Below are 23,043 nucleotides of genomic sequence, written 5' to 3' on the forward strand. Positions count from 1 at the left end.
GGTTTGCGTCGTGGGCTTTCCCACCGGCCACGTTCACACCGCTGTCGGTTCCCCTCGTCGGTTCGCGTGACACGATCTTTGTCTGGTGAGACGGATCGCCGAATCCGCGTCCGGTGTGATTCCGGGACCGGATGTCACGAAATCGGCGAGCGACAGCCGTCGGCGTCGATCGTACACGTCAACCGCGTGGATCGTTTCGCCGGTCTTACACTCTCGACGTGTCACTGGCTCTCGTTGCGATCGGTGTACGCACCGGCTAGAGCGGTGCCGACTCTCGTCCTTCGAACACCGCACGGCGTCGTATCGGTGAAGAATGTGGACGGCAGTTTCAAACCCAGCGTCGCGAGCCACCACAAGCGCGCGTTCCGCGGCCTCTTCCGATTCCGGTTCGGCTCGCAACACCCGGTACGTACCCCGACGCAACGAGCGTCCCGACTGCTAGCGTCCCAACTGCTCGTGCTCGTCGCCTGCAGCCATCGTTCGATCGGGACTGCGGCGGATCGAATCGCATTTGCCGTCGCAGTCGAATAGACCGATAATGAGAGTCGCACAGCTTGGGTCGGGGACACCTGAAGTTGCAGTCGTTGCGGGTATCCACGGAGACGAACCCTGTGGCGTGAGGGCCATCGAACGACTGCTCGACGAACGGCCCACCGTCAAACGGCCGGTCAAACTCATCGTCGCGAACGAGGCGGCGCTGGAGCGACAGATTCGGTTCGTCGACGAAGACCTGAACCGCGCGTTTCCCGGCGATCCCGACGCGGAGACACACGAAGGCAAACTCGCGTCCGATCTCGTCTCCGAACTCGAGGGCTGTCTCGCTTTCTCGATGCATTCGACGCAGAGTCACGCCGAACCGTTCGCCATCGTCAACGGCGTCGGCGAGACCGCGACGGACGTCGTCCCGCAACTCCCCGTCACGGCGATGGTCGAAACGAGCACCTTCGCGGAGGGCCGACTCTTTTCGGCGGTCGAGACGATCGAGGTCGAGTGCGGCCTGCAGGGCTCCGAGACGGCCGCCGAAAATGCAGATCGTCTCACACGTGCGTTTCTCACCGCGGTGGACGTGTTGCCCGGCGATACGGTTCGCCGGGACCTCCCCGTCTACCGGCTCGTCGATGTCATCCGCAAGGATCGGGCTGACACGTACGAGGTGTTCGTCGACAACTTCACCGAAGTCGAACCGGGCGCTCCGTTCGCCGCGGCCGACGGCGAAGAGCAGATCGCAGAGGAGTCGTTCTATCCGGTATTGATGTCATCGAACGGCTACGAGGACGTCTTCGGGTACACCGCCGAAAAAATAGACGTCATCGAGACGAAAGCGACGGCGGAGTAGCGAGACCGAAGACGCAGTCGCGGAGTCGTACCGTACCCGACGGCGCAATCGACCACGTCTCCTCGCGTGGGGCGTTTTCCACTTTCCTGGAGCGGATCGATCTCGCCTGCTCGTGCCCTTTCGGTAGTCTCACCACGTCGGGTGGCTTCGAACGCGGTTGCGTGGGTACCGATGACGCAAGGCATATCCCCCTCACTACCGTACCGGGCGATATGGAGTTTCCGCCGAACCAGGGTCTCGACCAGGAGGAGGTCAACGAGCACGTCGCCGACGCGATCGAAGAGAACGAAGTCGTCCTCTTCATGAAGGGGACGGAACTGATGCCCCAGTGTGGGTACTCCCGCAAAGCCCTCGGTCTGATCAGCCATCATCGCGACGAGTACGAGACGGTGGACGTTCTCGAGTCGCTCGACGAGTATCGACAGGCACTATCGGACCGAAGCGGTTGGGAGACGATTCCACAGACGTTCGTCGACGGAGAGTTCGTGGGCGGGTCCGACATTCTCGAGGAACTCGAAGAGCGCGGCGAACTCGCGGACACGCTCGACGGGTCGAACCAATCGTGAGCGCGACCATACATTAATCAATCCTGATATTTCACGGATCTAATAGCAGGTCATATAAGTCACGCCCTCGTACTAGAACATCACGACTGTCGTCGCACACACCTTCCCACTATGTCAACAGAGGAATCCAGACACGTTTATCGACTCCACTCGACCCTCGAACTGCCCCTCGAAGAACTTCGCGAACACATCGACGACGCAACGTTCCCCGATGGAATCGACGACGTCGAAATAACGCGACGCAACAATACGCTCATTTTGAAAGCCGTTGCGGAGGACCAATCGGTCAGTAAGTACACTCCAACGGCCCAACTCAAAGCCAGCGTCACTGAGAATCGGGTCTACGAGGAGGACCCCGACGAGCGGCGACAATCCTTCCGCTGGGACGAAGAAGAGGAAGAAGAAATCGAATCTGAGCTCGTCGAGTTCGCCGCCTTCAAAGGCGATAGAGAAACTGTCCTCCAGAATTCACTGCTCCAGTACGAGATGTTTCTCGTCCTCTGTGAAATCGCCGAAGCCGCTGAAAAAGGAACGCTGACGGCGATTTCGGAGCGCGACGGCGACCTCGAGGCGACCCGAATCGTCGACGGCGAGCCACGTCCGGCCGATATCGAAGTCGTCGAAGGCCCGCGGGATCGCGGATCCGGACAGGGCGGCGTCAACTGGCGGGACAACAAATTCATCAGCGATTGAGCACCTGGAAGGGGCGGATACGAAATAGACAGGATCGGTTGACCGTCTCGAAGTCGGGAGCGACTGCGACGAGCCGGACCGAGTAGCGACGTTCGTTTCGCGGATCCCACCCCCTATCACTAAGCCGAGATACGTCGACAGAGTCATCCATGAGTCACGGTTCCAACGCCGGTACTCCAAGCCGCGTTGCGATCGCCTGTCAGGGTGGTGGCAGCCATACTGCGTTCACCGCGGGCGTCCTCAAACGCCTCCTCAGAGAGTGCGATACGCAATCGTACGACCTCGTCGGATTGAGCGGAACCTCCGGCGGAGCCGTCTGTGCAACCGCCGCCTGGTACGGGTTAGCCGAACGGGGGACCGACTACGCGATCGAGACGCTCGATGCGATCTGGCGTGACTTTTCCGCCCGATCGCTGCCCGATATGATCGCCAACGAGTGGGTGGTCCAGCTGGCGCAGTTCGCCGCCCACGGCGGGCCGTTGCCTCTGTTCAGCCCGTACGAACTCCCGTATACCGACGTCGGTCGCGAACGGTTTCTCGACACGCTCGAGTCGCACATCGATTTCGGCCGCGTTCCCTCCCTCGCCGCCGACACGTCGATCGATCTGATTCTGGGCGCGGCGGACGTCACCGAAGGGGAATTCGAAACGTTTCGCAACGAGGCGGTCACCGCGGAGACGGTCCTCGCCTCGGCAGCGATTCCGACGCTGTTCGAAGCGGTGGGGATCGACGACCACTGGTACTGGGATGGGCTGTTCTCTCAGAACCCGCCGATCCGCGACTTTCTTACGGTGCCACGGGACGCGGCGGCAAAGCCTGACGAAATCTGGATCGTTCAGATCAATCCGAAACACCGCGAGGAGGTTCCCGAGTCGGTGGAAGACATCGCGGACCGGCGCAACGAACTCGCGGGTAACCTCTCCCTGTACCAGGAAGTGTCTTTCATCGAAACGATAAACGAGTTGATCGAGAGCGGGAGTCTTCCGGAGGAGTACAAACCCGTCACTATCGAGTTCATCGATCTGGGGAGCGATCTGACCGCGCCGTCGAAAGTCGATCGGGACCCGACGTTCGTCGATCGGTTGATGAAGCGGGGAACTCGGCGCGCCGAGCGTTTTCTCCGGGAACAGCGCGATTGATTTGCTCGTTCCCGCGACGATACTCCGAAGGGGTACTCAGTTTGCGGCGGATACTGATGCCGAAACGGACAGATTCGACCCCGGTCAACGGCGACCGACGATCGGCAGGTGTGGGCTCCAGTTGACCTGTTGCGTTCGCCGACAGTACGCGGCATGTAACGTTCAGTATCTCTCGAAGAGGCGTATTTCTGTCTCGAGACTGTACGAATCCCTCCATGGCGCCTCACATCAGTCGACGACGATTCCTGACGGTTGCAACCGTGGGAGCGACGACGGGAAGTGCCGGATTTGCGGTACGAGGGTCCGCTACGCCTCCGGGCCCGGACGAACGGACGAACGCGATCGATCGAGTTCCGAATTCGGTCGGACTCGAGACGCTCGCCGACGGGGTAGCGATGCCGGTGGCGGTCGAATTTGCGCCGGAGGCCGACCGACGGTACATCGCCCAGCGCGACGGCCGCGTCGTCGTCCACGAGTCGGACGGGATCCGCGAGGAACCGTTTCTCGATCTGAGCGAGACAGTCATCACCGGGGGCGAACGAGGACTCCTGGGGATGACGCTTCATCCGGAGTTCGCGGAAAACCGGCGGCTGTTCGTCCATTACAGTACGTCGTCTCGGCCCGGGACGCCACAGGAGTTCGACCACACGGGCGTCATCGCCGAATTCGAGGCGACCGACGAGGGAACCCGGGCGAGGCGGAAGACCGAACGAGTCGTGCTCGAAGTGCCCCAGCCGGCGAATTTCCACAACGGTGGTGATCTCGCGTTCGGCCCGGACGAGTATTTCTACGCCGGTATCGGGGCGGGCGGTGGCGGAGGCGGTGGCGGACAGGATGTAACGACCGACTTCCTGGGCAGCGTACTGCGCATCGACGTCGACGACCGGGCGGCGGATCGGGGGTACACGATCCCCGACGACAACCCGCTGGTGGGCCGCGAGGGTCTCGACGAGTATTACGCGTGGGGCTTTCGGAACCCCTGGCGTCTGTCGTTCGACGACGACGATTTCTTCGTCGCGGACGTCGGCGAGAGCGACTACGAAGAGGTGAACCTCGTCGAGAAGGGCGGCAACTACGGCTGGAATATCATGGAAGGCACGCATTGTTACCGGGACGACGACTGTCCGGACGAGCCGCCCGTCGACGGCGGCGGTGGCGAATCGTTCCGCGATCCAATAATCGAGTATCCGCACGGAGAGGACGCCTCGAGCGTGACCGGCGTCTCGGTTATCGGCGGCTACGTGTACGACGGTTCGACGATGCCGGCGTTAGAAGGCGCGTACGTTTTCGGGGACTTCCTGGCCTCGGGACGGTTGTTCGCAGCGACGCGCCCCGAGGACGAGGGGGACGTGTGGCCGACCACCGTCGTCGACGTTTCGAACGGTCCGACCATAGAGCGCATCCTCTCGTTCGGTCGCGACGACAGCGGTGAGGTGTACGTTCTCGGGATCGGACCCGACGGGGGCGGCCTTTATCGCGTCGTTCCAGCGGCGTGATCGGACCCGAACGCGACGATGCTCGAGGCGTCGCGGGGGAGATCGTGGTCCGTTACAACGGAAGCGTTCGCCGCGGACCGCGAACGGGACGATCGCACGGTGACATCGACGTCGACGCGAGGGGCCAGGGACCCTACGCGTCGTACATGGTAAACTCGCGCCAGTGCCGGAGCGACCACATACCGAGCGCGGTACAGATCAACCCGGCGGACAGCGGGGTGCCACGGTGATCCGGCGAGTGAACGCGACGAAATCGCGTCGAAATGGCCGTCGCCCGAAACTGCGACGAAATGGCGGCCGAGCGGTCCGGTGGCGCGATGAAACGAGGAACACCTCCAGATAACGGCGACCCGACCGGGCGCTAAACGTTTTTAAGCTGCCCGCGAACGGGACGTATGGTCGATCCGGCACCGTACGAACTCGTCGGCCGCCTCGCCGTGGCAGCGTTCGTCATGATCGCACCGTCGCTGTGCTTTCTGGGGTTGGTCCGGGGACTCGAGCGACTGCGCGACGACGCTCTCATTCTCGAGTGGGCGCAGAACCGAAGTGGCGACCCGGAGTACGAACTCCCGACGGAAAGCGACGTACTCGCCGCGCTGGCGACGGACATCGGGACCGAACCGGGCGATACGTCGGCCGTTCGGTGTCCAATCTGCAGCGCGAGAAATCGGACCGAAGTGACGTACTGTAACGGTTGTCTGCATCGCCTGGAATAGAACCGAGCCGATATCGTCCTGTTCGGGAGCGCTCCGATTTCGGAACCGACCCGCTGTCGCTGCTGCCCCCGTCGACGAACCGGTTCTACGGTGCGGCCGGGACGTGCACCTCACCCGAGACGCTGTTCCCACTCCTCGGCGGTCATCGAATCGCCGGTGACTCCGTTTGGCCCCTGGGCTGCGAGCGCTGCAGCGGCCTCGTCCATCACGTCGGCCTGGAGAATCTGCTCCCGTTCGTCGTCGGGAAGGTGTTCCCAGATGCGCGTGTTGACTCGACCGCCGGGATCGATCGCGTTGACGTTGATGCCGTCGGACTCGACCTCGAGTGCGACCGCCCGCGTGAACCCTTCGAGACCCCACTTCGACGTGATGTACGCCGCAGCCCCCGGAATCGCGTTCCGGCCGAGACCCGAGGACACGTTCACGACGTTCCCCGACGGCCGGTCGCGGTCGAGCATTTCCTCGAGGACCCGTTTCGTGAACAGGGCGACGCCTCTCACGTTGACGTCCATGATTCGGTCCCACTCGTCTTCGCTCGTGTCGACGAGCGACTGTCGCTCGTCGCCAAAACTGAGACCCGACAGTCCGGCGTTGTTGATGAGCGTATCGACGGCACCGAAGCGTTCGATCGTCGACGAGACGACCCGGTCGACCGCATCCGCGTCGCGGACGTCTGCCGGTGCAACCAGCGTCTCGCCGTCCGCCTCGTTCGCCGCCGACTCGAGGTCCTCTCGGTTCCGGGCAACGAGAACGACGTTCGCACCGAGGCTCGAAAGGGACAGCGCCATCGAGCGACCAAGTCCTCTGCTCGCGCCAGTGACGATGATCGTCTCTTCGTCCAGGTTCGTCATGTGTTGCTGCCGTCGTAGTCCAGGAAGTAATACGTTCGTCCCTCGCTGCTTACAGGATCGGTCACGTCACGGTCCGGAAACTCCGTCCCGATCGAAAGCGTTGCCGGTGACGGTGACGCGGCCCGACCGAGGCTCCCGACCCACAGTCCGCTGATTCCGACGCACGGTCTCGTGACGCGTCCGCTCTCGAGGTACCGGTTGGTCGGCTGCGACGCGCTCGTTGGATTCCGTCGGCGAAGTGCGGTCCCGCGAATCGATACTTTCCGATGTCGTCCACTCGGTACGGGGTTACCCCGACTCGAGCGGACCGGGTCCGAACTCTCGACAGTCCTTTCCGGCGACACAAAGAATTTACATCTCCTAATTATATCTAATTACGAGATGGCCGAGAACTTTCCCGACTACGTCGACGTCGACTATACGGACGGTGAAGGCGAAGACCCTGCGGATTACCCGCACATTCAGGAGAAGATCGAGAAGGCGATCGAAGTCACCCGCGAGGGCCTGGAGGCGTACGAGAACCCGGCGGTCATGTGGACCGGCGGCAAGGACTCGACGCTCACGCTGTATTTCATCAAGGAGGTCGCCGACCGCTTCGATCTCGAGGTCCCGCCCGCGGTGTTCATCGACCACTACCAGCACTTCGATAAGATCCACGACTTCGTCGACCATTGGGCCGACGAGTGGGATCTCGAGGTGATTTACGCTCGCAACGAGGACGTCGGCGCCTACGTCGAGGAACACGACCTCGAACCGGGCGACGATATCGAAATTTCGGACCTGTCCGAACACAACCAGCACCACGTGGAAAATATCCTCGAGTACGACGAGGAGGCGTTCCCGTTCCTGTTGGACACCTACGTCGGCAACCACTTGCTCAAAACGGTCGCGCTCAACGACGCGCTCGAGGAGTACGACATCGACGGCGTCATCTCCGGCGTCCGCTGGGACGAACAGGAGGCCCGCGCGGACGAGACGTTCTTCTCACCGCGTCACGACCCGGACATCTACCCGCCACACGATCGCATTCAGCCCATCCTGCAGTTCGACGAGGCGGCCGTCTGGGAGGCGTTCTGGAACTTCGTGGTGCCGGACACCGTCGAGAACTTCCCGGAGGAAGGCTACGTCCCCGAAAGCGACGACGACCTGCCGGCGGGCGTCGACCAGGCTGACGTCCCGATCTCGCCGAAGTACTTCGCCGGCTTCCGATCGCTGGGCAGCGAAGTCAGCACCGAGAAGAGCGACCAGGAACCCGCCTGGCTCCAGGATCTCGAGGGGACGACCGAGCGCGCGGGACGCGCCCAGGACAAGGAAGACCTGATGGAGCGCCTGCGCGATCTGGGTTACATGTAGGCCGGCCGCGGTCGACGACCGTCGAATCGTTGCTCACCGAATTACTCTCCCGTTTTTTCGAACGTGACGGCACCGCCGATATAAATGGGGCCACAGCCGCGACAGATCACGAGTCGATCGATAGCCGTCTTTCTACTCGCGGTTACCGGCCCGCAGCCCGATATTCGCCGTGTTTGACGCCGAGTGCGAGCATGAGCAGACCGAAAACGATCATCGACGGTGCAACCATCATCAGTATGGTGTCCGTCGGCATCATCCCGCCGCCGATCAGGCCACCGACGCCGAGTGCGATCACGACGATGAACGCGGCCGCCGTTTTTGGAAGGTCGAAATCCATGGGCGGTCGTTAGGACGGGGCCGTCAAATGGTATCGGGAACCGGAAGTCCGTTCACAGAAGTTGTCAAAGAAAAGTGATTACTCCGACGGACGAACCAGGTTCGCCAGCGCGACGATGATACCGAGGAACCAGCCGATCGGAAACGAGATGCCGACCCACATCGCCGCGTAGGCCGGCCCCTCGAGCGTGAAGTTGGATCGGAGATAGTCGTTCGCGCCGCCGAGGACCAACACGTTGTCGAGCGCCCAGACGGCGAAGTCGTAGCTGGGGTCGAGAACGTACGGATGCAGGGACGGCGTGACCAGCGCCGCGACGACGGGCGGCAGAAACAGCGCGGTCATCGCGAACGGGTACGCGAGGCCGACCGTCGAACCCCGACCGCCTATCTTCGAGAACGTGGCGGCGAGCGCGGTCGAAACCGTCGCGACACCGCTTGCGACTGCGACCGCAAGGACTGCTTCGAGAGGGATTTCGACCTGTTCCATGTACGACATCGCGCCCCACGCGACGGTTAGCAGTCCCCACCCGAGCAGCGCCACGCCCGTGACGCCGACGATTCCCAGACGAGTTCGCGTCGAGTCGAGTTTCGCCGCGTAAAAGCGGGTCGCGAGGCCGAGAACGGTCAACGGATAGAGAACCAGCAAGCCGATAATTCCGAGGACGCTCCAGCCGTGGTAGCCGACCTTCTGTGGCAGGGTTTCGGGCTTCCACTTGCCCATGACGGAATGACCGCGGCCACGCTGTCTGGGGAAAACGATCTCCATCCAGACACCGTGTATCCGACGGATGTCGGCTCTGACTGCGCCGACGAACCCCCCACCGCCACTGCGTTGTGTGCGGGTAGACATACGCCAGCCCCTAGCCCGGCGAACCGTAAGCTTTCCTGCTTATTCTTTGCAAGTGATACGTCGTCCCGAAACGAGTCGCGAGGCTCGGACGCCGCTACCGGATGGGAGCCGTCAGTTCCAGGGCGCGAATCCCGGGTCGACCTGACGGCTCGTTTCGTCGATGGCATCAATCGTGTTGATATCCTCTCGGTCGAGGTCCACGGTGAGCGATCCCCAATTATCGGCGATGTGGTTCGCACTGGTCGCTTTCGGGATCGCAGTAACGTCCTTCTCGCGAGCCCAGGCGAGACTGACCTGGGCCTCGGTCACGTCGTGTTTCTCGGCGATCGACTGTATCTCGGGCTGGTCGATGATTCGGCCGCGCGCCAGCGGCGAGTAGCCGACGACGTCGACGTCCAGGTTGTCGCAGGTTTCCCGGACCGATTCCTGGGGGAGCAGCGGATGGAACTCGACCTGATTCGCGAAGATCGGCGCGTCGCAGACGTCGACTGCGACCTCGAGTTGTTCGGGTTCGAAATTACTGACGCCGACGTTGTCGATCAGTCCCTCGTTGTAGAGTTCCGCGAACGCGGCGAGGGTCTCCTCGGCGTCGTAGGTCCTGGACGGCCAGTGGACGTACAGGAGGTCGAGATAGTCGACGCCGAGTCGGTCGAGGCTCTCTCGAGCCGTCTCGAGGACGTCGTCGTGAGCCAGATTCGATATCCAGATCTTGGTCGCGAGGAAGACGTCTTCGCGATCGACGTCGGCGGCCGCGATGCCGTCGCCGACGGCGGCTTCGTTGCCGTACGCCTGGGCGGTGTCGATGTGGCGGTAGCCGGTCTCGAGAGCGGTTCGGACGCTCTCGGCGCACTGCGTGGCGTCCTCGTTCTCCCAGGTTCCGAGGCCGAGCATCGGCATTCCGTCGGTCCGTGGGCACGTTTCGGGAGCGATCACGTCGGCGTCTTCTGTTTCCATACAGTGACGGACGCGGAGAACGCGAAAAGGGGTTGTGGTACCGGTCAGCGGTTCGGGTTACGACACGGAAATGAGACGGGAGACGATGCGTGCGGCCTGTGAACGGCACTCGTGGTCGAGCGGAGCCGTGATCGACTGTCCGAGACTCGTATAGATGGGGCCGTTATTGGTACAGGTGGTCCCAGGGACGTTCCCGCTCGAGTGCCGCGCTCGCGGCGAGGACGGTGTCGTCTTCGAATCGGCGGCCGACCAACTGGAGGCCGACGGGATGGTCGCGGTCCGTCAGTCCGGCGGGCGCGGAGGCGACCGGATGGCCGGTCCAGTTGAACGGCCACGTCATCGGCCACTCCCAGGCCTCTGCGCCGAGATCCTCCTGCAGTCCGACGTCCCCTCGCGAGAGCGTCGGCGCGACGAGCAGATCGTAGTCGGCCAGCACGTCCTGGACGGCGTCGTAGACGCCGGTTCGGACGATGCCCGATCGGGCGACGTCCTCGGTGTCGTACTCGTCGCCGATGTGGAGCATCGCCAGCAGGCTGTCGGAAACCTCCTCGGACCGCTCTCGAAAGTCGACGCCGTGGGACGCTTCCATCACTGTCGCAGATTCGAAGACGGACGACGTGTACGTCGGCATCGCCGCCTCGCTCAACTCCGCCATCGAATAGTCGTGGCCGACGGTCACCGTATCGACCGTCGCACCGGCGTTCGCGAGCGCATCGACCGCCTCGTCGACGACCGCCCGCACCTCGTCCGCGACCGGGAAGACGTCGAGGTCAGGACTGTACGCGATACGATACCCGTCGATCGACCGTTCGAGTGCGTCTCGATACGCTATCTCGGCGGGAACGCTGTTCGGATCGGCCGGGTGCGGACCGTCCATGACGGAGAGGAGGAGGGCTGCATCTGCGACGGTGCGGGTCATCGGCCCCTTCGTCGTGTGCTGGGGTTCGCGGCCGAACGCGCTCGGCCGACCGTCGTCGGGCACCAGCCCGAACGTCGGTTTGAACCCGTAGACGCCGCAGGCCGCGGCCGGAATGCGAAGCGAGCCTCCCGCGTCGCTGCCCGTCGCGATCGGTGCCATGCGAGCGGACAGCGCCGCGGCGGAACCGCCGGAGGAGCCGCCCGCGTTGAGATCGGTGTCGATCGGCGACGCCGTCGGGCCGATCACCTCGTTGTCCGTCGTGCCCTTGTGTCCCAGCTCCGGCGTGTTCGTCTTTCCGATCACGATGGCGCCGGCGTTCTCGAGGCGCTCGACTGTCGCAGCCGTTCGTTCGGAGACGTAGTCCTCGAACAGCGCCGAGCCGTACGTGTGCCGGATCCCCGCCTTTTCGGCCCCGAGGTCTTTCAACGCCAGCGGGACGCCGTGGAGCGGCCCGACGTCCTCGCCCGCCTCGAGCGCCCGGTCGGCTTCGGCAGCGGCCTCAAGGGCCTCGTCTTCACAGACCGTGACGAAGGCGTTGATCTCGTCGTCTCGCTCTTCGATCCGTTCGATGTGGGCTTCGACGACTTCGGTCGCCGTCAACTCCTCGTCTCGAATTCGGCTCGCCAGTTCCGACGCCGAAAGTCGTGTGAGTTCCGTCTCGCGTGACATACTGCTAGAACAAGACGGGAGGATGATATACGTTCGTCCGACGTACGTGGCGGTCTGGCGTGAATCGAATCCCCTCTCCGTTCGATTATCGCCCCACCGATCGGGTAGTCGAGACTCGAGGTTCCGTCTCTCGGGATGATCGACAATTGCGGTCGGCTGTTCTTCGCCGGGTCGAACCCGCCGACCCGGCGAGTGGGCCCCTACTGGTACATTCGCAGTGGCTGGGCCTGGGTGCTCTCCTCCTGGCCGATCGCCTGCATCTGCCGCGCCAGTCGCTCTCGCTTCGCACGGATCTCCTCCGCGTGGTCGATGAGGTCCTGGACGTCGATATCGAGGCCGGTGATCGGGCCGATCCCGTCTTCGAGGAGAACGCTCGCTGCCTGCGGATCGGGGAACTGGGGGTCACACTGGACGATGAGGCCCAGCGTGTCGTAGCCCTCTCGTGCAGCGGCGTCGATGAGCGCCCCCGTCGGACCGGTGATGACGCCGTCTTCCGGCGGGATCGGAACGTCGGCCGTCTCGAGCCGGTCGCCACCGTCGGCGGTCGCGATGCCGTAGATATCCGGTCGGGTCTCCTCGTCGCGTTCGGCCGGCAGTCCGCTGAGATATACCGGCGTGGCCCCCCGGTCGATGATCCAACCGGTCAGGCAGTCGGCGACGTTCCCGATGGCCGCCGAACCGATCGGCGCGTCGCTCTGGAGGACGAGCAAGTCGTGGTCCTCGCTGACGTAGAGGCGCACCGGCGGGCGCGCGGTTCGGTTACCGCCGCGGTAGACGCCGATCCTGGCCAGTCCGTCGCAATGGACGCTCGCGTAGTAGCGCATATCCAGTTGCGTAACGAGGTGATCGGCCGCGAGCTTTCCCACGAGGCCGACGCCCGGGAATCCCTCCACGAGCGTGGGGTTCTCGAGTTCGACGTCCGGTCCCTGCTGGCGAATCTCTGGCATAGCCTGAGAGAGGGCCGTCAGCGGTATAAAATCGAGGGCGGACGGCGCCTCCAGGAACCTGTTCACGGTCGGAGCACGAGCCGCTCCGTCGACTCCGCCCGCAACTCGAGGGGGCCGATCGAAGGCGGCTCGTACCGCTCGTCCGCGAGCGTCGAGAGCCGGGTGATTCCGTCCGCTTCGAAACCCACAAGCGGCGGGCCAGCGAAACCGCGTCCGATGGAGCCACTCGAGCGGTATCGATCGATCATCGACGATTTCGACGCGTTCCGTGCGGCCTGTAAGCGGCCGCTCGGCAACGCCGTCCGCGTGAACACGATCAAGGCCTCGGTCGACCGGACGACCGCAGCCCTCGAGCGAGAGGGGGTCGGGTACGAGCAAGCGGACTGGAATCCGCGGGTTCTGCGCCTCGAAACCGATTCGCCCGGATCGACGTGGACGTCCTTTCACGGGTTCACGCACGGCCAGGAGGAGGTTTCGGCCGTCCCGCCGGTCGTCCTCGATCCCGAACCGGGCGAGCGAGTCTGGGATTCTTGTGCCGCCCCCGGTGGAAAGACGACACAACTCGCGGCGCGCATGGACGACCGCGGAACGGTCGTCGCAAACGACAACAACCTGGGACGCATCTCGGCGCTGCGATTCAACGCGGAGCGCCTCGGTGCGACCAGCCTCGCGGTGACGAACGCCGACGCACGGACGTACTCGCTCGAGCGGTTCGACTTCGACGCGTTCGACCGGGCCCTGGTCGACGCACCCTGTTCGTGCGAGGGAACGATCCGCAAGAACCCCGACGCGCTCGACAACTGGTCCGAGGGACACATTTCCTCCGTCTCCGGGATACAGAAAGGGATCCTCCGGCGAGCCGTGCAGGCGACTCGAACGGGCGGCGTCGTCGTCTATTCGACGTGTACGTTCGCCCCCGAGGAGAACGAGGCGGTCGTCCAGCACGCCCTCGAGACCGAATCGTGTCGCCTCGTCGATTTCGAACTCGAACTCGAGCACTCCCCGGGCCTGACGGCGTGGGAGGACGAGGACTTCGATTCGAGTCTCGAGCGAGCGACCCGGATCTATCCACACCAGAACGACACCGGCGGCTTTTTCGTCGCGAAACTGGAGGTGACCGCGGAATGACCGACGGACGCGACGGTGGCGATCCGGAGACGAACGTGGGCGATCGATTCGACCGGGTGCCCGAGAGCGAGGCGGACCGCACCGTCGAGGGCCGGGCCACGCGGACGGCGATCGTCGACTACTTCGCGGATCGGTTCGGCATTCCACCGGAGACGTTCGACGACTACACGTTCTGGGAGAAGGGCGCGGGGAAAATCTGGATCTACCGCGGGGAGGCCCCGTCACCGATCGAAATCGAAGCGATCGGGATGACCTGTCTACGGACTCGGCAGGAACACTGGAAGCCCACGACGGACTTCGTCCAGCGCTTCGGGCGGGTGGCGACCGAGTGCGTAATCGAACTCGAGCGCGACGAGGCCCGACGGTTCGCCGCGGGCGAGGACCAGGATCTCGAGTGGGGCGGCGACTGGGGGTATCTCATCGCCGCTCACGACGTCGCGGGCGAACGCGAACCGCTCGGCGTCGGCCTGTTCGTCCACGGCGAACTCCGCTCGATGGTGCCGAAAGGTCGGCAGCGAACCCTCGAGTCGTAACGATTGCGAACCGGGGTCGTCGGTCGTGCGCCCGACATACGCTGGTAGTACCAGCCAGTCCATTACCAATGACAACGGAGTTTCGACACACATAAACCACGGCGTCCGAACCACTCACCTATGCCCGACGCGACGCAGCTGCGAGACAGCACCCAGATAATCCTCCCTCGGGAGGTACTCGAGGGGCTCGAACAGCAGCTCGTCGACGAGTTCACCGTCACCGTCTTTCCGGAGGGTGAGCACGCGTGTCGAATCATCGGCAGTCCCGTCGAGATCAAAGCGGCCAGCGAGTTTCTTTCGCGCCACGGGGTACGCGTTCGCTGATTGCGCGTCCCGACCGCGTCTCACCGCGGCCCCACGTTGGGATCGGCTTCGCCCGTATCCGGTTCTGCCTTCGTCGATGCCCTCCGCCGGCGGCACCGGTCTCCGTCCCGTTCCCGACGCTGGATCGCCCCGATGACGTGGCGGTCGGAGCGATCGTGAGACGAGTCCGTTCTCGATCCGATGTATCGTTCGTCGACGATCGGTCCGGGATCTGAAATCTACTCTCTCGTCTCCTCGAGCACGGACCGGTCGAGAATCGAAACCGGACGCTCACCGCTCGGGATGAGTCGGTGCGTCGAATCCGCCCCGGACGAGCGGCTTCGAGATGTGTCGGCGCGCACACGGCGGGACCTCGTACCAACCGGGCTCGAGGTCGCGTTCGAGCGGTCGGTGGGCCTTCTCCGTCCGCGACGTTCCACAGTCGCGGCAGCGATAGCCCTGGTTCCGTCCGGCGCTCTCCATCGTCCGTCCGCAGTCGGGGCAGGGCGGGGTCACTCGCTCGGTTTTGACGAGGTCGCGGACGGCGATCTTCTCGAGTTTGAGCGTGCCGTCGGACACCTCACCGCAGGCGGTGATTCGATCGCCCATCCGGAGCGATCGAACGCGATCCCTGAAGCGCTTCGTCGGTTCGAAGGCTGCACACGTGAGCCGCTCCGGTGGCCCTTCGGCGTCTACTGGCGTCCCGGCGGTCGGTGCGTCGAGGTCGAGGAAGACGTGACCGCCCCGACGGGTCTCCGGGTCGGTCGCGACTCGGCCCTCGAGCCGGTAGGCCCGACCGTCTTCGACGGTTCCGATCCCGCCGGGTTGGAGGTGACCGTCCGTCCCCTGATTGGTGACGAACAACTGGCTCTCGGCGACCGGTTCGCACTCGGTGCGTTCGGCGACGGACCGGACCGCGTCCGGATCGTCGCCGCGAATCCCGTGCAGGATCGGACCCGGCGTGTGAGGGACGCAAACGGTTTCGCTCTCGCCGCGGTCGACCGTATCCCAGACGTCGGGATAGCCCCAGTCGGCCGCCGCGAAGACGCTCTCGCGTTCGACTTCACGCGGCGTCCCCCAGCGGTCTGACTCGCGGTAGGAGATGTACTCGTACGTCCACTCTTCGAGCGACCCCCAGGCGCCGATCGCGGCCAGCGCGCCGATCCGTCCCCGGCCGTCGCCGGCGTACCACGATCGATACTCGTGTCGCTCGAGCAGTGCCACGGCGTCGGCTATCGCCAGGTGATCGCGGATCGCCGCGTGCGCGAATCGCTCGACGTCGGCGGGCGTGTCGCGTTCGTCGGGATCGAGGTCCGCGACGACCAGACCGGGATTCGTTCGGTCGTCCGCCGTTTCGGCCAGCTCCTCGAGTCGCTCGCGTGCGATCGTAAACGCCACCTCGGGATCGCAGTCGGTGTGGATCGCCAGTGCGGCGTTCCCCCGCGTCTTGTACTCGACAGCCGGGTTGAGACGGACGAGAAGAGTCCTCGAGACGATCGAAGAGCCGCCCGTGGAGCAACGCTTGCGGAGGTGGTCGGCGATCTCTGTGGCGACGTAGGTCGTACACATCCCCCGCTCGCGCGAGTCGGTATCGTCGATCCCCACGATAGTCATCGTCGGTTCTTGCAGTCCCGTCGAGTAACCCCTTTCGGGACGTTCCCCAGCGGCGGCGGGGACCGAAGGGACGGGTACAAAAGTATTCTCCCGATACGGGCCCCAATCGCAACCCGGCACACCGACGTCTCGGGGAAAATGTCTTATAGGAGGAATCGCTTACGTCCCCGTATGTCCCGTTCGGCACTGGTCGGCAACGTTACCGCGATGCTAGAGGACGCGGGATTCGTGGTCAGCGACCGGTGTGCGATCCGGCCGAAGAGTTTCGATATCGCTGCACGGCGCGGCGAAGATCTGATCCTGGTCAAGATCCTCGCGAACATCGACGCGTTCAACGAGGCGACGGGCCACGAGATGCGACGGCTGGGAACCTACCTCCAGGCGACGCCGCTGGTAATCGGCCTCCGCAGTCGCGACGAGGATCTCAAGCCGGACGTCGTCTACTTCCGCCACGGCGTCCCCGTCTTCAGTCCAGATACGGCGTACAACCTGTTTATCGAGAGCGTCCCACCGTTGATTTACGCCGCTCCGGGCGGCCTCTACGTCAACATCGATGGTGACCTGCTGGCCGACGAACGCCAGGACCGCGACTGGAGTCTGGGCCAACTCGCCAGTGAACTCGGCGTCTCACGTCGGACCGTCTCGAAGTACGAAGACGGCATGAACGCGTCCGTCGAAGTCGCGATGGCGCTCGAGGAACTGTTCGACGCGCCATTGACCAGCCCCGTCGACGTTCTCGAGGGGGCGGACGAGGTCCACGAGAGCGAGGCGACGCCCGACGATCCGGAAGCGGATCCGGACGACGAACAGGTCGTCGCCGTCCTCACCCGGGCCGGGTACCGGGTTCACCCGACGGTTCGGTCGCCGTTTACGGCGGTCAGCGAGGACGAAGACGACAGCGACGTCGTCCTCACCGGTCACTCGAAGTTTACGAAGGCCGCGGAGAAACGCGCACGGATCATGAGTTCGATCGGCAACGTCACCCGCACGCGATCGGTCTACGTCGTCGACCGGGCGAAACGTGAGTCCGTCGATGGCACTGCGCTGGTCGAACGCGACGAACTCGCGCAACTCCGCAACGCAGACGAACTGCGAGACGTCATCCGGGAACGCTCCGAACGAGAGGAGGCTGCCTGAACGAGTTCGTCGGAGCCGATCGATTTTCCAGCGCAGAACGCGACTCCGTCGACGACTATCGTCAGGGGGCGTCGCCGCTCTCCACCTTCGATCGCCTCAGACGGTGTCCCCGATTTACCTCGAGCCGTCGCCGTACGTCTCCTCTAAGTACTCGACGATGTCGGTGCTCTCGTGCATTCCATCGACACCGTTCGATTCGTCGGTGATGACGGGTACGCCCGTCTGGCCGCTGATTCGCTCGACCTCGGTGCGATCGCCGTGTGACCGGGGGACTTCGATGGTATCGTAGTCGAGACCGAGTTCGTCGAGTTTCGAGCGGACCCTCGCACAGAACGGACAGCCGGGGAGGTCGTACATCGTAATGTCTGCCATGGTGTGGTAAGGTACACGTCTCGAAGGCCAAGAACGCAGCGGTAGCGGGTATCTGCCTGCAAAAAACGGTGCCGCGAAAACGTGGGTCGGTACCGCCGGCGAGACGTCAACCGAGCATGCCGCTCGTGGACACGTAGAAGTAGCCCACGAGGACGATCGCGAGAACCCACTGCCCGAACTGGACGTCCTCGTATTCGCCCATCGCCGTTTTGATGAGCGGGAACGCGATGATACCCGCCGCCAGGCCGTTCGAAATCGAGTACGTCAGCGGCATGACGGTGATCGTCAGGCCGGCTGAGATGGCCCACGCGGGGTCCTGCCAGTCGATGTCGAGGACTCCCCGGAGCATCATGATACCGACGGCGACGAGCGCGATGTACGACGCGTACGCGGGGATCGCTGCGACGACCGGCACTGCGACGAGCGATACCGCGAACAAAACCGCGACGACGAGGGCGGTGAATCCGGTGCTGCCGCCTTCTTCGACCCCGGCGGAGGACTCGATGTAGGTCGTCACGGTCGACGTTCCGATCATCGCACCGACCGTCGTCCCGACTGCGTCGGCCATGAGCGGTTTCTCGATCTCGGGCAACTCGCCATCCTCGTCCAGGAACCCGCCGAATTGCGACACGCCGATGAGCGTCCCGGCGGTGTCGAAGAAGTCGACGAAGAAGAACGTGAACACGACGAGCGCGAACGTGAGCGGTTCGATATCGCTCAGGCCGTCGATGAACGCGCCGACCAGCGGTGTGATATCGTAGTGCGGCGACGTCACGGACTCGAAGCTGACCGTTCCCTCCTGGGTGAGAAGTGTCGACGGTGCGAGTGCGCTCGCGGACGCGACGCCGGCGTACAGGAGCGCCCACCCGGCGACCGCCGTGGTGAAGATACCGACGATGATCGCCCCTTTCACACCGCGTGCCCAGAGGACGAACGTCAGGAAGAGTCCGGCCACGGCGAGCACTGCGGCGGGGTTCTGCGCGATGCTCCCCAGCGTAACCATGGTCGCCGGGTCGGACGCGACGAGTTGCATTTCCTGAAGACCGATGAACAGGAGGAAGACACCGATACCCGCGCCGACCGAGAATTTCACCGGCTTTGGGAAGAGATTGATGATGTACTTTCGAGCCCCGACGGCGGTGAGGAAGATGAAGATGATCCCTTCCACGAAGACCGCCGCGAGTGCCGTCTGCCACGGAACACCCAGTCCGATGACGACGGTGAAGGTAAAGAACGCGTTGAGGCCCATACCGGGCGCGAGTCCGAACGGACGTTTTGCGTAGAACGCCATGACGAGCATCGCGACGACCGATGCGAGAATCGTCGAGATGGCGAGCATCTGAAACACTTCGTTCGCGCTGTAGACGGCCCCATTGATGGTCGTCTCCGCGTTCATCTGGCCCTCTTCGTTGAAGCCCATTATCGCCGTCATCAGGATCGACGGGTTGACGACGATGATGTACGACATCGCCAAGAACGTCGTCATCCCCGCGATCAATTCTGTTTTGAAGTCTGTATCGTGTTCGTCGAATCCGAAATACGCTCCGAGTTGATCTACGGACCCCATATTGGACGCTCGAGCATTATAAGACAGTTAAGTTAAAAGTTCCGGCCTCATTATCCGCCAGAATCCCTTCATTTGTTAATAAACGAACCCGACGAACGCTCCCGCCGTTCGTCTCGAGAAATGGCGATCGAGATCGATCGTCGAACGCGGGAGCGTGCGAGTGACGGAGAGGTGGATGATCGACGGACCAACGTATTTCATCTCCGGCCACGTACTGTGACAACATGAAGTTTGTTATCATGGGATACGGTCGAGTCGGATCGCGCACGGCGACGATCCTCCTCGAAGAGGGCCACGAGGTCGTGATCGTCGACAGCGACATCGACCGGATCGAACGGGCCGCCGACGCCGGATTCGAGACGGTGCAGGGGGACGGGTCCGACGAAGACGTACTCGTCGAGGCGGGGATCGAAATTGCTCACGCGATCGGTGCGTTCACCCCGGATCTCAACGTCAATTTCGCGGCCTGTATGGTCGGGACGCACCACGGTTGTCGGACCGTTTTGCGGATCGACGAGGACTACCGCGAAGACATCTACGAAAAGTACGCCGAGGAAGTCGACGAGATCATCTATCCCGAACGTCTCGGCGCAGCGGGTGCGAAGACGGCCTTGCTCGGCGGCGACTTCAACGTCGTCGCGGACCTCGCAGAGAATCTGCAACTGACCGTCCTCGAGATCAAAGACGGGTCGCCGGCGGTCGGCAAGCGGATGAGTGAACTCGAGTTACCCGAATCCGCCCGGATATACGCCCACGGCCGGGCTCGCGAACCACTGACGATTCCGCTACCGGGGACGGAACTCGCCGTCGGCGACGAGGTCGCGGTCATCACTGAAACCGAGCGAGCGGACGAGGTTCGGTCGTCCCTGATGCCCGCTCGTCCGTAAGCGCCGCGTCCTCTCGAACCGTCGTGTCGCGTGTCACGAACCAAGGTGTTGCGCGGCGTGCACCGTAGTGATGAGCGACGTGCGCCGCGGTAGTGGGTGACGTGAATCGCGGTAGTAGGTGACATGAACCACGGTAGTGGGTGACGTGAACTGTGGTGTTATCCCTCATGAAATGTGGTGGCATGTGACATACCTCGTTGCGTCGTGTGGCACTATCGTGATGGTGTGTGGCACGAACACCGGTGGCTCGGCTCGAGCAGTAGTCGTTTCCGTCTCGTCGGTCGGTGGGTGCGGGTACGTTTCGACGTCGTCGGTCCGACGGCGTTTCGTCCGTGGCCACGAAGGGAGAAACGGCACAAGGCGCGAAGACGGATGGGGGATGGGGAGGGGGAGTGGGACCGCCAACGCGCCCGTTCGATTCGTCATCGTACCCGTAAATAAAACCGCGTCAGACGACCGACCGACGCGAGTCAGACGCGGTCAGGTTTGCGTCTCTTCCACGTCCTCGAGTCGGAAGACGAGGACGTTCTGGTGGACCATCGAGGGGACGAACGAAAACGGGTACCCGTAGACGTGGAGGTCCTTCGTCGGATCGTACCAGATCAGATTCGCCGCGAGCGTTACCGGGGCGGTCGACTCGATCGCCCGCGCCAGATCCGCCGAGAGGAACTCGTACGATTGCTCGCGGTACATGTCACCGATGAAGACCACCACGTGGCCCTCCGGCGTGACGACGTCCGTAAACCGATCGAACTTCGCCGCCATGTCCGCGAGCCAGTCGGCTTTCGTCCGGTGCCCTGCGGACGGGTCGGTTGCATCGGCCTCGTCGTCTTCGCCGGACGCGACGCCGTCGAACGAACCGAGCTTGCTCTCGCGGGTCCGTCGCTCGTTACGCGTTTGCTCGAGTTCGTCCATGTGCCAGTAGGGAACGTCGGTCAGCAGGAGGTCCACCGAATCGTCGGGAACGTCCGCGATCAACTCGGCGCAGTCGCCGTGGCGCATGTCCTGGTCGGCAAGCGGTGGATCTCCCCGCGCGCGGCGCTCCTCGTTTTCCCGCTCGAGAACCTCGTGATAGATCTCGATCCAGCGCTCGGTCCGCTCGAAGCCGATGGCCTCACGGCGGCCGGTACCCTCGTACTCGCACACGCTCGCGCCGAGTAACGTGCCGCCGACGCCCGCGAAGGGATCGAGGACGGTGTCGCCCGCCGACGTGAACCGGCCGATGAGTTCGGCGCAGAGTCGCGGCGGTTTCTGCCCCCCGTGTTCGCTGCGGAGGTCGTGCTGGAGGTCTGGAGGGTAGCTCTCTGGGATCACGGACTTCGTGGCGTACTTCCACTCCTTCCCGGTGAGGTCGTTCACCCGGTTTCGCTCGTCGTAGACCCCTCTCCCTTCGATGTAGCGCTGGTGATCGGCTAACTCGTCGGTATCGATCACTTCGCCGTCTTCGACCGGCAGGGATTCTTTCCGTGCGCGATCGGCATCGAACTCGCCGTCATCGTCCGTGAACAGGCGACTCTGGCGGTGTCGGTCCCCGTCGTCTGCCATACCTCGAGTGCTCACTCGGGCCGCTTAAACGCTTGCAGCATCGATCGGTCGCGAGACGTCAGCCGGTGGGTCTCCCGCCCGACTTTTTCACGGTGCCGTCCGAAGAACACTGCGACGATGCTGCCAGTCGGAGACGTCGTTTCGCTCGTCGTCGGCCTCCTCGCTCTGTGGATCGGTGCCAGATCGCTCGTGACCGGCGCGTCCGCACTCGCCAGCGCCGCCGGCGTCTCCGCGCTCGTCATCGGCCTCACCGTGGTCGCGTTCGGAACGTCGTCCCCGGAGGCCGTGGTGTCCACCGAAGCGGCGCTCGAGGGGCGAGGCGATATCGCGGTCGGAAACGTCATCGGTTCGAATCTGTTCAACATCGCCGTTACCCTCGGCGTCGTCGCCATCCTCTCACCGTTTCGCGTCTCGCAGACGTTGATTCGGCGGGATGCATTCGCGATGGCGGTTTCGACGGTCGTCGCGGCCGGCGTCCTCGCGAACGGAACCGCCTCGCGACTCGAGGGCGCGATCCTCGTCGCGCTGTTGGTCGGATATTTCGGCGTGCTCGGTGCCGCAATTCGGGCCTCGAGCGACACGGAAACGCCGCCCCTCGCGAGCGCGGAGGTGGATCGGCCACCCCGCGGGGGACCGCCCGACGAACACGCCGGAGCCGAACTCCGTCCCGGCCGCGAGACGGTCCGCGTCCTCGTCGGACTCGCGCTCCTCGTCGTGGGTGGGCGAGTGGTGATCGATTCGGCTGTCGGGGTCGCCACGGCCGTCGGCGTCTCGGAGTGGGTGATCGGTGCGACCGTCGTCGCGGCCGGTACCTCCCTGCCGGAATTCGTAACCTCGGTCGTGGCCGCTCGCGGGGACGACGTCGGTATCGCCGCGGGCAACGTCATCGGCTCGAACGTCTTCAACGTCCTCGGCGTGCTCGGTATCGCCGCGCTGGTCCGCCCGCTGGCCGTCGATCCGGCCGTCGTCATCGCGCTGGTCTGGCTCACCGTCCTGACCGCCTTCGCGACGGCGGTACTCGCGACGGGGAGACGGCTGACCCGCCTCGAGGGAATCGTCCTGGTCGCGCTCGGTGCGGGGTACTGGATCGTCAGTGCGGCGGTCTGACTCGAGAATCCGCCCATCGTCGGAC

At 63.9% G+C, this 23,043-nt stretch carries 23 protein-coding genes; 13 read left to right on the top strand and 10 right to left on the bottom strand.

Annotated features, from left to right (window positions below; translation table 11 throughout):
• The first annotated feature begins 538 nt into the window (after positions 1-538).
• The 6 genes from NJT13_RS01820 to NJT13_RS01845 all read left to right on the top strand — a co-directional run bounded on the left by NJT13_RS01820 (position 539) and on the right by NJT13_RS01845 (position 5,946).
• The gene (locus NJT13_RS01820) at positions 539-1,336 is read left to right on the top strand and encodes a M14 family metallopeptidase (RefSeq protein ID WP_254523784.1); all 798 of its coding nucleotides are present in this window, start codon (positions 539-541) and stop codon (positions 1,334-1,336) included.
• 212 nt (positions 1,337-1,548) lie between these two features.
• On the top strand, positions 1,549-1,902 hold the full coding sequence (locus tag NJT13_RS01825; RefSeq protein ID WP_254523785.1) for a glutaredoxin family protein: 354 nt from the start codon (positions 1,549-1,551) through the stop codon (positions 1,900-1,902).
• A gap of 111 nt (positions 1,903-2,013) precedes the next feature.
• Positions 2,014-2,595: a DUF7110 family protein gene (locus NJT13_RS01830; RefSeq protein WP_254523786.1), complete on the top strand. Its 582-nt coding sequence runs from the start codon at positions 2,014-2,016 to the stop codon at positions 2,593-2,595.
• Positions 2,596-2,744: 149 nt separating this feature from the next.
• A complete protein-coding gene (locus NJT13_RS01835; protein ID WP_254523787.1) occupies positions 2,745-3,734 on the top strand; it encodes a patatin-like phospholipase family protein in 990 nt (329 codons plus the stop codon).
• A gap of 215 nt (positions 3,735-3,949) precedes the next feature.
• Positions 3,950-5,230, top strand: a complete 1,281-nt coding sequence (locus tag NJT13_RS01840) for a PQQ-dependent sugar dehydrogenase (RefSeq protein ID WP_254523788.1) — start codon at positions 3,950-3,952, stop codon at positions 5,228-5,230.
• A 395-nt stretch (positions 5,231-5,625) separates the two neighbouring features.
• Positions 5,626-5,946 (top strand): DUF7577 domain-containing protein, encoded by a 321-nt coding sequence (locus NJT13_RS01845; protein ID WP_254523789.1) that lies wholly within the window; start codon positions 5,626-5,628, stop codon positions 5,944-5,946.
• Positions 5,947-6,056: 110 nt separating this feature from the next.
• On the opposite strand, the gene NJT13_RS01850 is transcribed toward NJT13_RS01845, so the two are convergent.
• Complete coding sequence (locus NJT13_RS01850; RefSeq protein WP_254523790.1) at positions 6,057-6,797, bottom strand: SDR family NAD(P)-dependent oxidoreductase; 741 nt, start codon at positions 6,795-6,797, stop codon at positions 6,057-6,059.
• A 381-nt stretch (positions 6,798-7,178) separates the two neighbouring features.
• Between NJT13_RS01850 and NJT13_RS01855 the strand changes: the two genes are divergently transcribed.
• Positions 7,179-8,150, top strand: coding sequence for a phosphoadenosine phosphosulfate reductase family protein (locus NJT13_RS01855; protein ID WP_254523791.1), 972 nt, complete (start codon positions 7,179-7,181; stop codon positions 8,148-8,150).
• Between the two features lie 142 nt (positions 8,151-8,292).
• On the opposite strand, the gene NJT13_RS01860 is transcribed toward NJT13_RS01855, so the two are convergent.
• The 5 genes from NJT13_RS01860 to NJT13_RS01880 all read right to left on the bottom strand — a co-directional run bounded on the left by NJT13_RS01860 (position 8,293) and on the right by NJT13_RS01880 (position 12,825).
• On the bottom strand, positions 8,293-8,487 hold the full coding sequence (locus NJT13_RS01860; protein WP_254523792.1) for a DUF7333 family protein: 195 nt from the start codon (positions 8,485-8,487) through the stop codon (positions 8,293-8,295).
• A 78-nt stretch (positions 8,488-8,565) separates the two neighbouring features.
• Entirely contained in the window at positions 8,566-9,336 is a 771-nt protein-coding gene (locus NJT13_RS01865; protein WP_254523793.1) for a hypothetical protein, read from the bottom strand.
• A 111-nt stretch (positions 9,337-9,447) separates the two neighbouring features.
• Positions 9,448-10,290 carry an aldo/keto reductase gene (locus NJT13_RS01870; RefSeq protein ID WP_254523794.1) on the bottom strand — a complete coding sequence of 281 codons (843 nt, stop codon included), beginning with the start codon at positions 10,288-10,290 and terminating at the stop codon, positions 9,448-9,450.
• A 163-nt stretch (positions 10,291-10,453) separates the two neighbouring features.
• Entirely contained in the window at positions 10,454-11,878 is a 1,425-nt protein-coding gene (locus NJT13_RS01875; RefSeq protein ID WP_254523795.1) for an amidase, read from the bottom strand.
• 200 nt (positions 11,879-12,078) lie between these two features.
• Complete coding sequence (locus NJT13_RS01880; RefSeq protein ID WP_254523796.1) at positions 12,079-12,825, bottom strand: proteasome assembly chaperone family protein; 747 nt, start codon at positions 12,823-12,825, stop codon at positions 12,079-12,081.
• Positions 12,826-13,041: 216 nt separating this feature from the next.
• Here NJT13_RS01880 and NJT13_RS01885 point away from each other — a divergent pair, with 216 nt between their 5' ends.
• From NJT13_RS01885 to NJT13_RS01895, 3 genes are all read left to right on the top strand, one after another.
• A complete protein-coding gene (locus NJT13_RS01885) occupies positions 13,042-13,953 on the top strand; it encodes an RsmB/NOP family class I SAM-dependent RNA methyltransferase (protein ID WP_254523797.1) in 912 nt (303 codons plus the stop codon).
• Positions 13,950-14,486, top strand: coding sequence for a DUF7122 family protein (locus NJT13_RS01890; protein WP_254523798.1), 537 nt, complete (start codon positions 13,950-13,952; stop codon positions 14,484-14,486). The genes NJT13_RS01885 and NJT13_RS01890 overlap by 4 nt, the downstream gene beginning before the upstream one ends.
• Positions 14,487-14,606: 120 nt before the next feature.
• On the top strand, positions 14,607-14,810 hold the full coding sequence (locus NJT13_RS01895; protein ID WP_254523799.1) for a VNG_1110C family protein: 204 nt from the start codon (positions 14,607-14,609) through the stop codon (positions 14,808-14,810).
• 270 nt (positions 14,811-15,080) lie between these two features.
• Here the strand turns inward: NJT13_RS01895 and NJT13_RS01900 are convergent, their stop codons facing one another.
• A complete protein-coding gene (locus tag NJT13_RS01900; protein ID WP_254523800.1) occupies positions 15,081-16,403 on the bottom strand; it encodes a tRNA(Ile)(2)-agmatinylcytidine synthase in 1,323 nt (440 codons plus the stop codon).
• Between the two features lie 171 nt (positions 16,404-16,574).
• On the opposite strand from NJT13_RS01900, the gene NJT13_RS01905 reads away from it, so the two are divergent.
• Positions 16,575-17,540: a transcriptional regulator gene (locus tag NJT13_RS01905; RefSeq protein ID WP_254523801.1), complete on the top strand. Its 966-nt coding sequence runs from the start codon at positions 16,575-16,577 to the stop codon at positions 17,538-17,540.
• Between the two features lie 114 nt (positions 17,541-17,654).
• Here NJT13_RS01905 and NJT13_RS01910 read toward each other — a convergent pair whose 3' ends face one another.
• Both NJT13_RS01910 and NJT13_RS01915 read right to left on the bottom strand, forming a co-directional pair.
• Complete coding sequence (locus NJT13_RS01910; RefSeq protein ID WP_254523802.1) at positions 17,655-17,912, bottom strand: glutaredoxin family protein; 258 nt, start codon at positions 17,910-17,912, stop codon at positions 17,655-17,657.
• A 106-nt stretch (positions 17,913-18,018) separates the two neighbouring features.
• Complete coding sequence (locus NJT13_RS01915) at positions 18,019-19,479, bottom strand: NCS2 family permease (RefSeq protein WP_254523803.1); 1,461 nt, start codon at positions 19,477-19,479, stop codon at positions 18,019-18,021.
• 224 nt (positions 19,480-19,703) lie between these two features.
• Between NJT13_RS01915 and NJT13_RS01920 the strand changes: the two genes are divergently transcribed.
• Positions 19,704-20,366 carry a potassium channel family protein gene (locus tag NJT13_RS01920; protein ID WP_254523804.1) on the top strand — a complete coding sequence of 221 codons (663 nt, stop codon included), beginning with the start codon at positions 19,704-19,706 and terminating at the stop codon, positions 20,364-20,366.
• Positions 20,367-20,846: 480 nt separating this feature from the next.
• Here the strand turns inward: NJT13_RS01920 and NJT13_RS01925 are convergent, their stop codons facing one another.
• A complete protein-coding gene (locus NJT13_RS01925; RefSeq protein ID WP_254523805.1) occupies positions 20,847-21,911 on the bottom strand; it encodes a DNA methyltransferase in 1,065 nt (354 codons plus the stop codon).
• Between the two features lie 117 nt (positions 21,912-22,028).
• Between NJT13_RS01925 and NJT13_RS01930 the strand changes: the two genes are divergently transcribed.
• Positions 22,029-23,018, top strand: coding sequence for a calcium/sodium antiporter (locus NJT13_RS01930; protein ID WP_254523806.1), 990 nt, complete (start codon positions 22,029-22,031; stop codon positions 23,016-23,018).
• The last annotated feature ends 25 nt before the right edge of the window (positions 23,019-23,043 follow it).

Origin of the sequence: Natrinema caseinilyticum (genome assembly GCF_024227435.1) — an archaeon.
In the GTDB taxonomy this organism is placed as follows: domain Archaea; phylum Halobacteriota; class Halobacteria; order Halobacteriales; family Natrialbaceae; genus Natrinema; species Natrinema caseinilyticum.

Bases quoted from the DNA above. Each gene is read 5' to 3' on its own strand.
- NJT13_RS01850 (WP_254523790.1), bottom strand. From the start codon at position 6,797: ATGACGAACCTGGACGAAGAGACGATCATCGTCACTGGCGCGAGCAGA.
- NJT13_RS01875 (WP_254523795.1), bottom strand. From the start codon at position 11,878: ATGTCACGCGAGACGGAACTCACACGACTTTCGGCGTCGGAACTGGCG.
- NJT13_RS01910 (WP_254523802.1), bottom strand. From the start codon at position 17,912: ATGGCAGACATTACGATGTACGACCTCCCCGGCTGTCCGTTCTGTGCG.
- NJT13_RS01915 (WP_254523803.1), bottom strand. From the start codon at position 19,479: ATGGGGTCCGTAGATCAACTCGGAGCGTATTTCGGATTCGACGAACAC.
- NJT13_RS01900 (WP_254523800.1), bottom strand. From the start codon at position 16,403: ATGACTATCGTGGGGATCGACGATACCGACTCGCGCGAGCGGGGGATG.
- NJT13_RS01905 (WP_254523801.1), top strand. From the start codon at position 16,575: ATGTCCCGTTCGGCACTGGTCGGCAACGTTACCGCGATGCTAGAGGAC.
- NJT13_RS01840 (WP_254523788.1), top strand. From the start codon at position 3,950: ATGGCGCCTCACATCAGTCGACGACGATTCCTGACGGTTGCAACCGTG.
- NJT13_RS01820 (WP_254523784.1), top strand. From the start codon at position 539: ATGAGAGTCGCACAGCTTGGGTCGGGGACACCTGAAGTTGCAGTCGTT.
- NJT13_RS01880 (WP_254523796.1), bottom strand. From the start codon at position 12,825: ATGCCAGAGATTCGCCAGCAGGGACCGGACGTCGAACTCGAGAACCCC.
- NJT13_RS01920 (WP_254523804.1), top strand. From the start codon at position 19,704: ATGAAGTTTGTTATCATGGGATACGGTCGAGTCGGATCGCGCACGGCG.
- NJT13_RS01825 (WP_254523785.1), top strand. From the start codon at position 1,549: ATGGAGTTTCCGCCGAACCAGGGTCTCGACCAGGAGGAGGTCAACGAG.
- NJT13_RS01855 (WP_254523791.1), top strand. From the start codon at position 7,179: ATGGCCGAGAACTTTCCCGACTACGTCGACGTCGACTATACGGACGGT.
- NJT13_RS01870 (WP_254523794.1), bottom strand. From the start codon at position 10,290: ATGGAAACAGAAGACGCCGACGTGATCGCTCCCGAAACGTGCCCACGG.
- NJT13_RS01895 (WP_254523799.1), top strand. From the start codon at position 14,607: ATGCCCGACGCGACGCAGCTGCGAGACAGCACCCAGATAATCCTCCCT.
- NJT13_RS01835 (WP_254523787.1), top strand. From the start codon at position 2,745: ATGAGTCACGGTTCCAACGCCGGTACTCCAAGCCGCGTTGCGATCGCC.
- NJT13_RS01885 (WP_254523797.1), top strand. From the start codon at position 13,042: ATGGAGCCACTCGAGCGGTATCGATCGATCATCGACGATTTCGACGCG.
- NJT13_RS01925 (WP_254523805.1), bottom strand. From the start codon at position 21,911: ATGGCAGACGACGGGGACCGACACCGCCAGAGTCGCCTGTTCACGGAC.
- NJT13_RS01930 (WP_254523806.1), top strand. From the start codon at position 22,029: ATGCTGCCAGTCGGAGACGTCGTTTCGCTCGTCGTCGGCCTCCTCGCT.
- NJT13_RS01830 (WP_254523786.1), top strand. From the start codon at position 2,014: ATGTCAACAGAGGAATCCAGACACGTTTATCGACTCCACTCGACCCTC.
- NJT13_RS01890 (WP_254523798.1), top strand. From the start codon at position 13,950: ATGACCGACGGACGCGACGGTGGCGATCCGGAGACGAACGTGGGCGAT.
- NJT13_RS01860 (WP_254523792.1), bottom strand. From the start codon at position 8,487: ATGGATTTCGACCTTCCAAAAACGGCGGCCGCGTTCATCGTCGTGATC.
- NJT13_RS01865 (WP_254523793.1), bottom strand. From the start codon at position 9,336: ATGTCTACCCGCACACAACGCAGTGGCGGTGGGGGGTTCGTCGGCGCA.
- NJT13_RS01845 (WP_254523789.1), top strand. From the start codon at position 5,626: ATGGTCGATCCGGCACCGTACGAACTCGTCGGCCGCCTCGCCGTGGCA.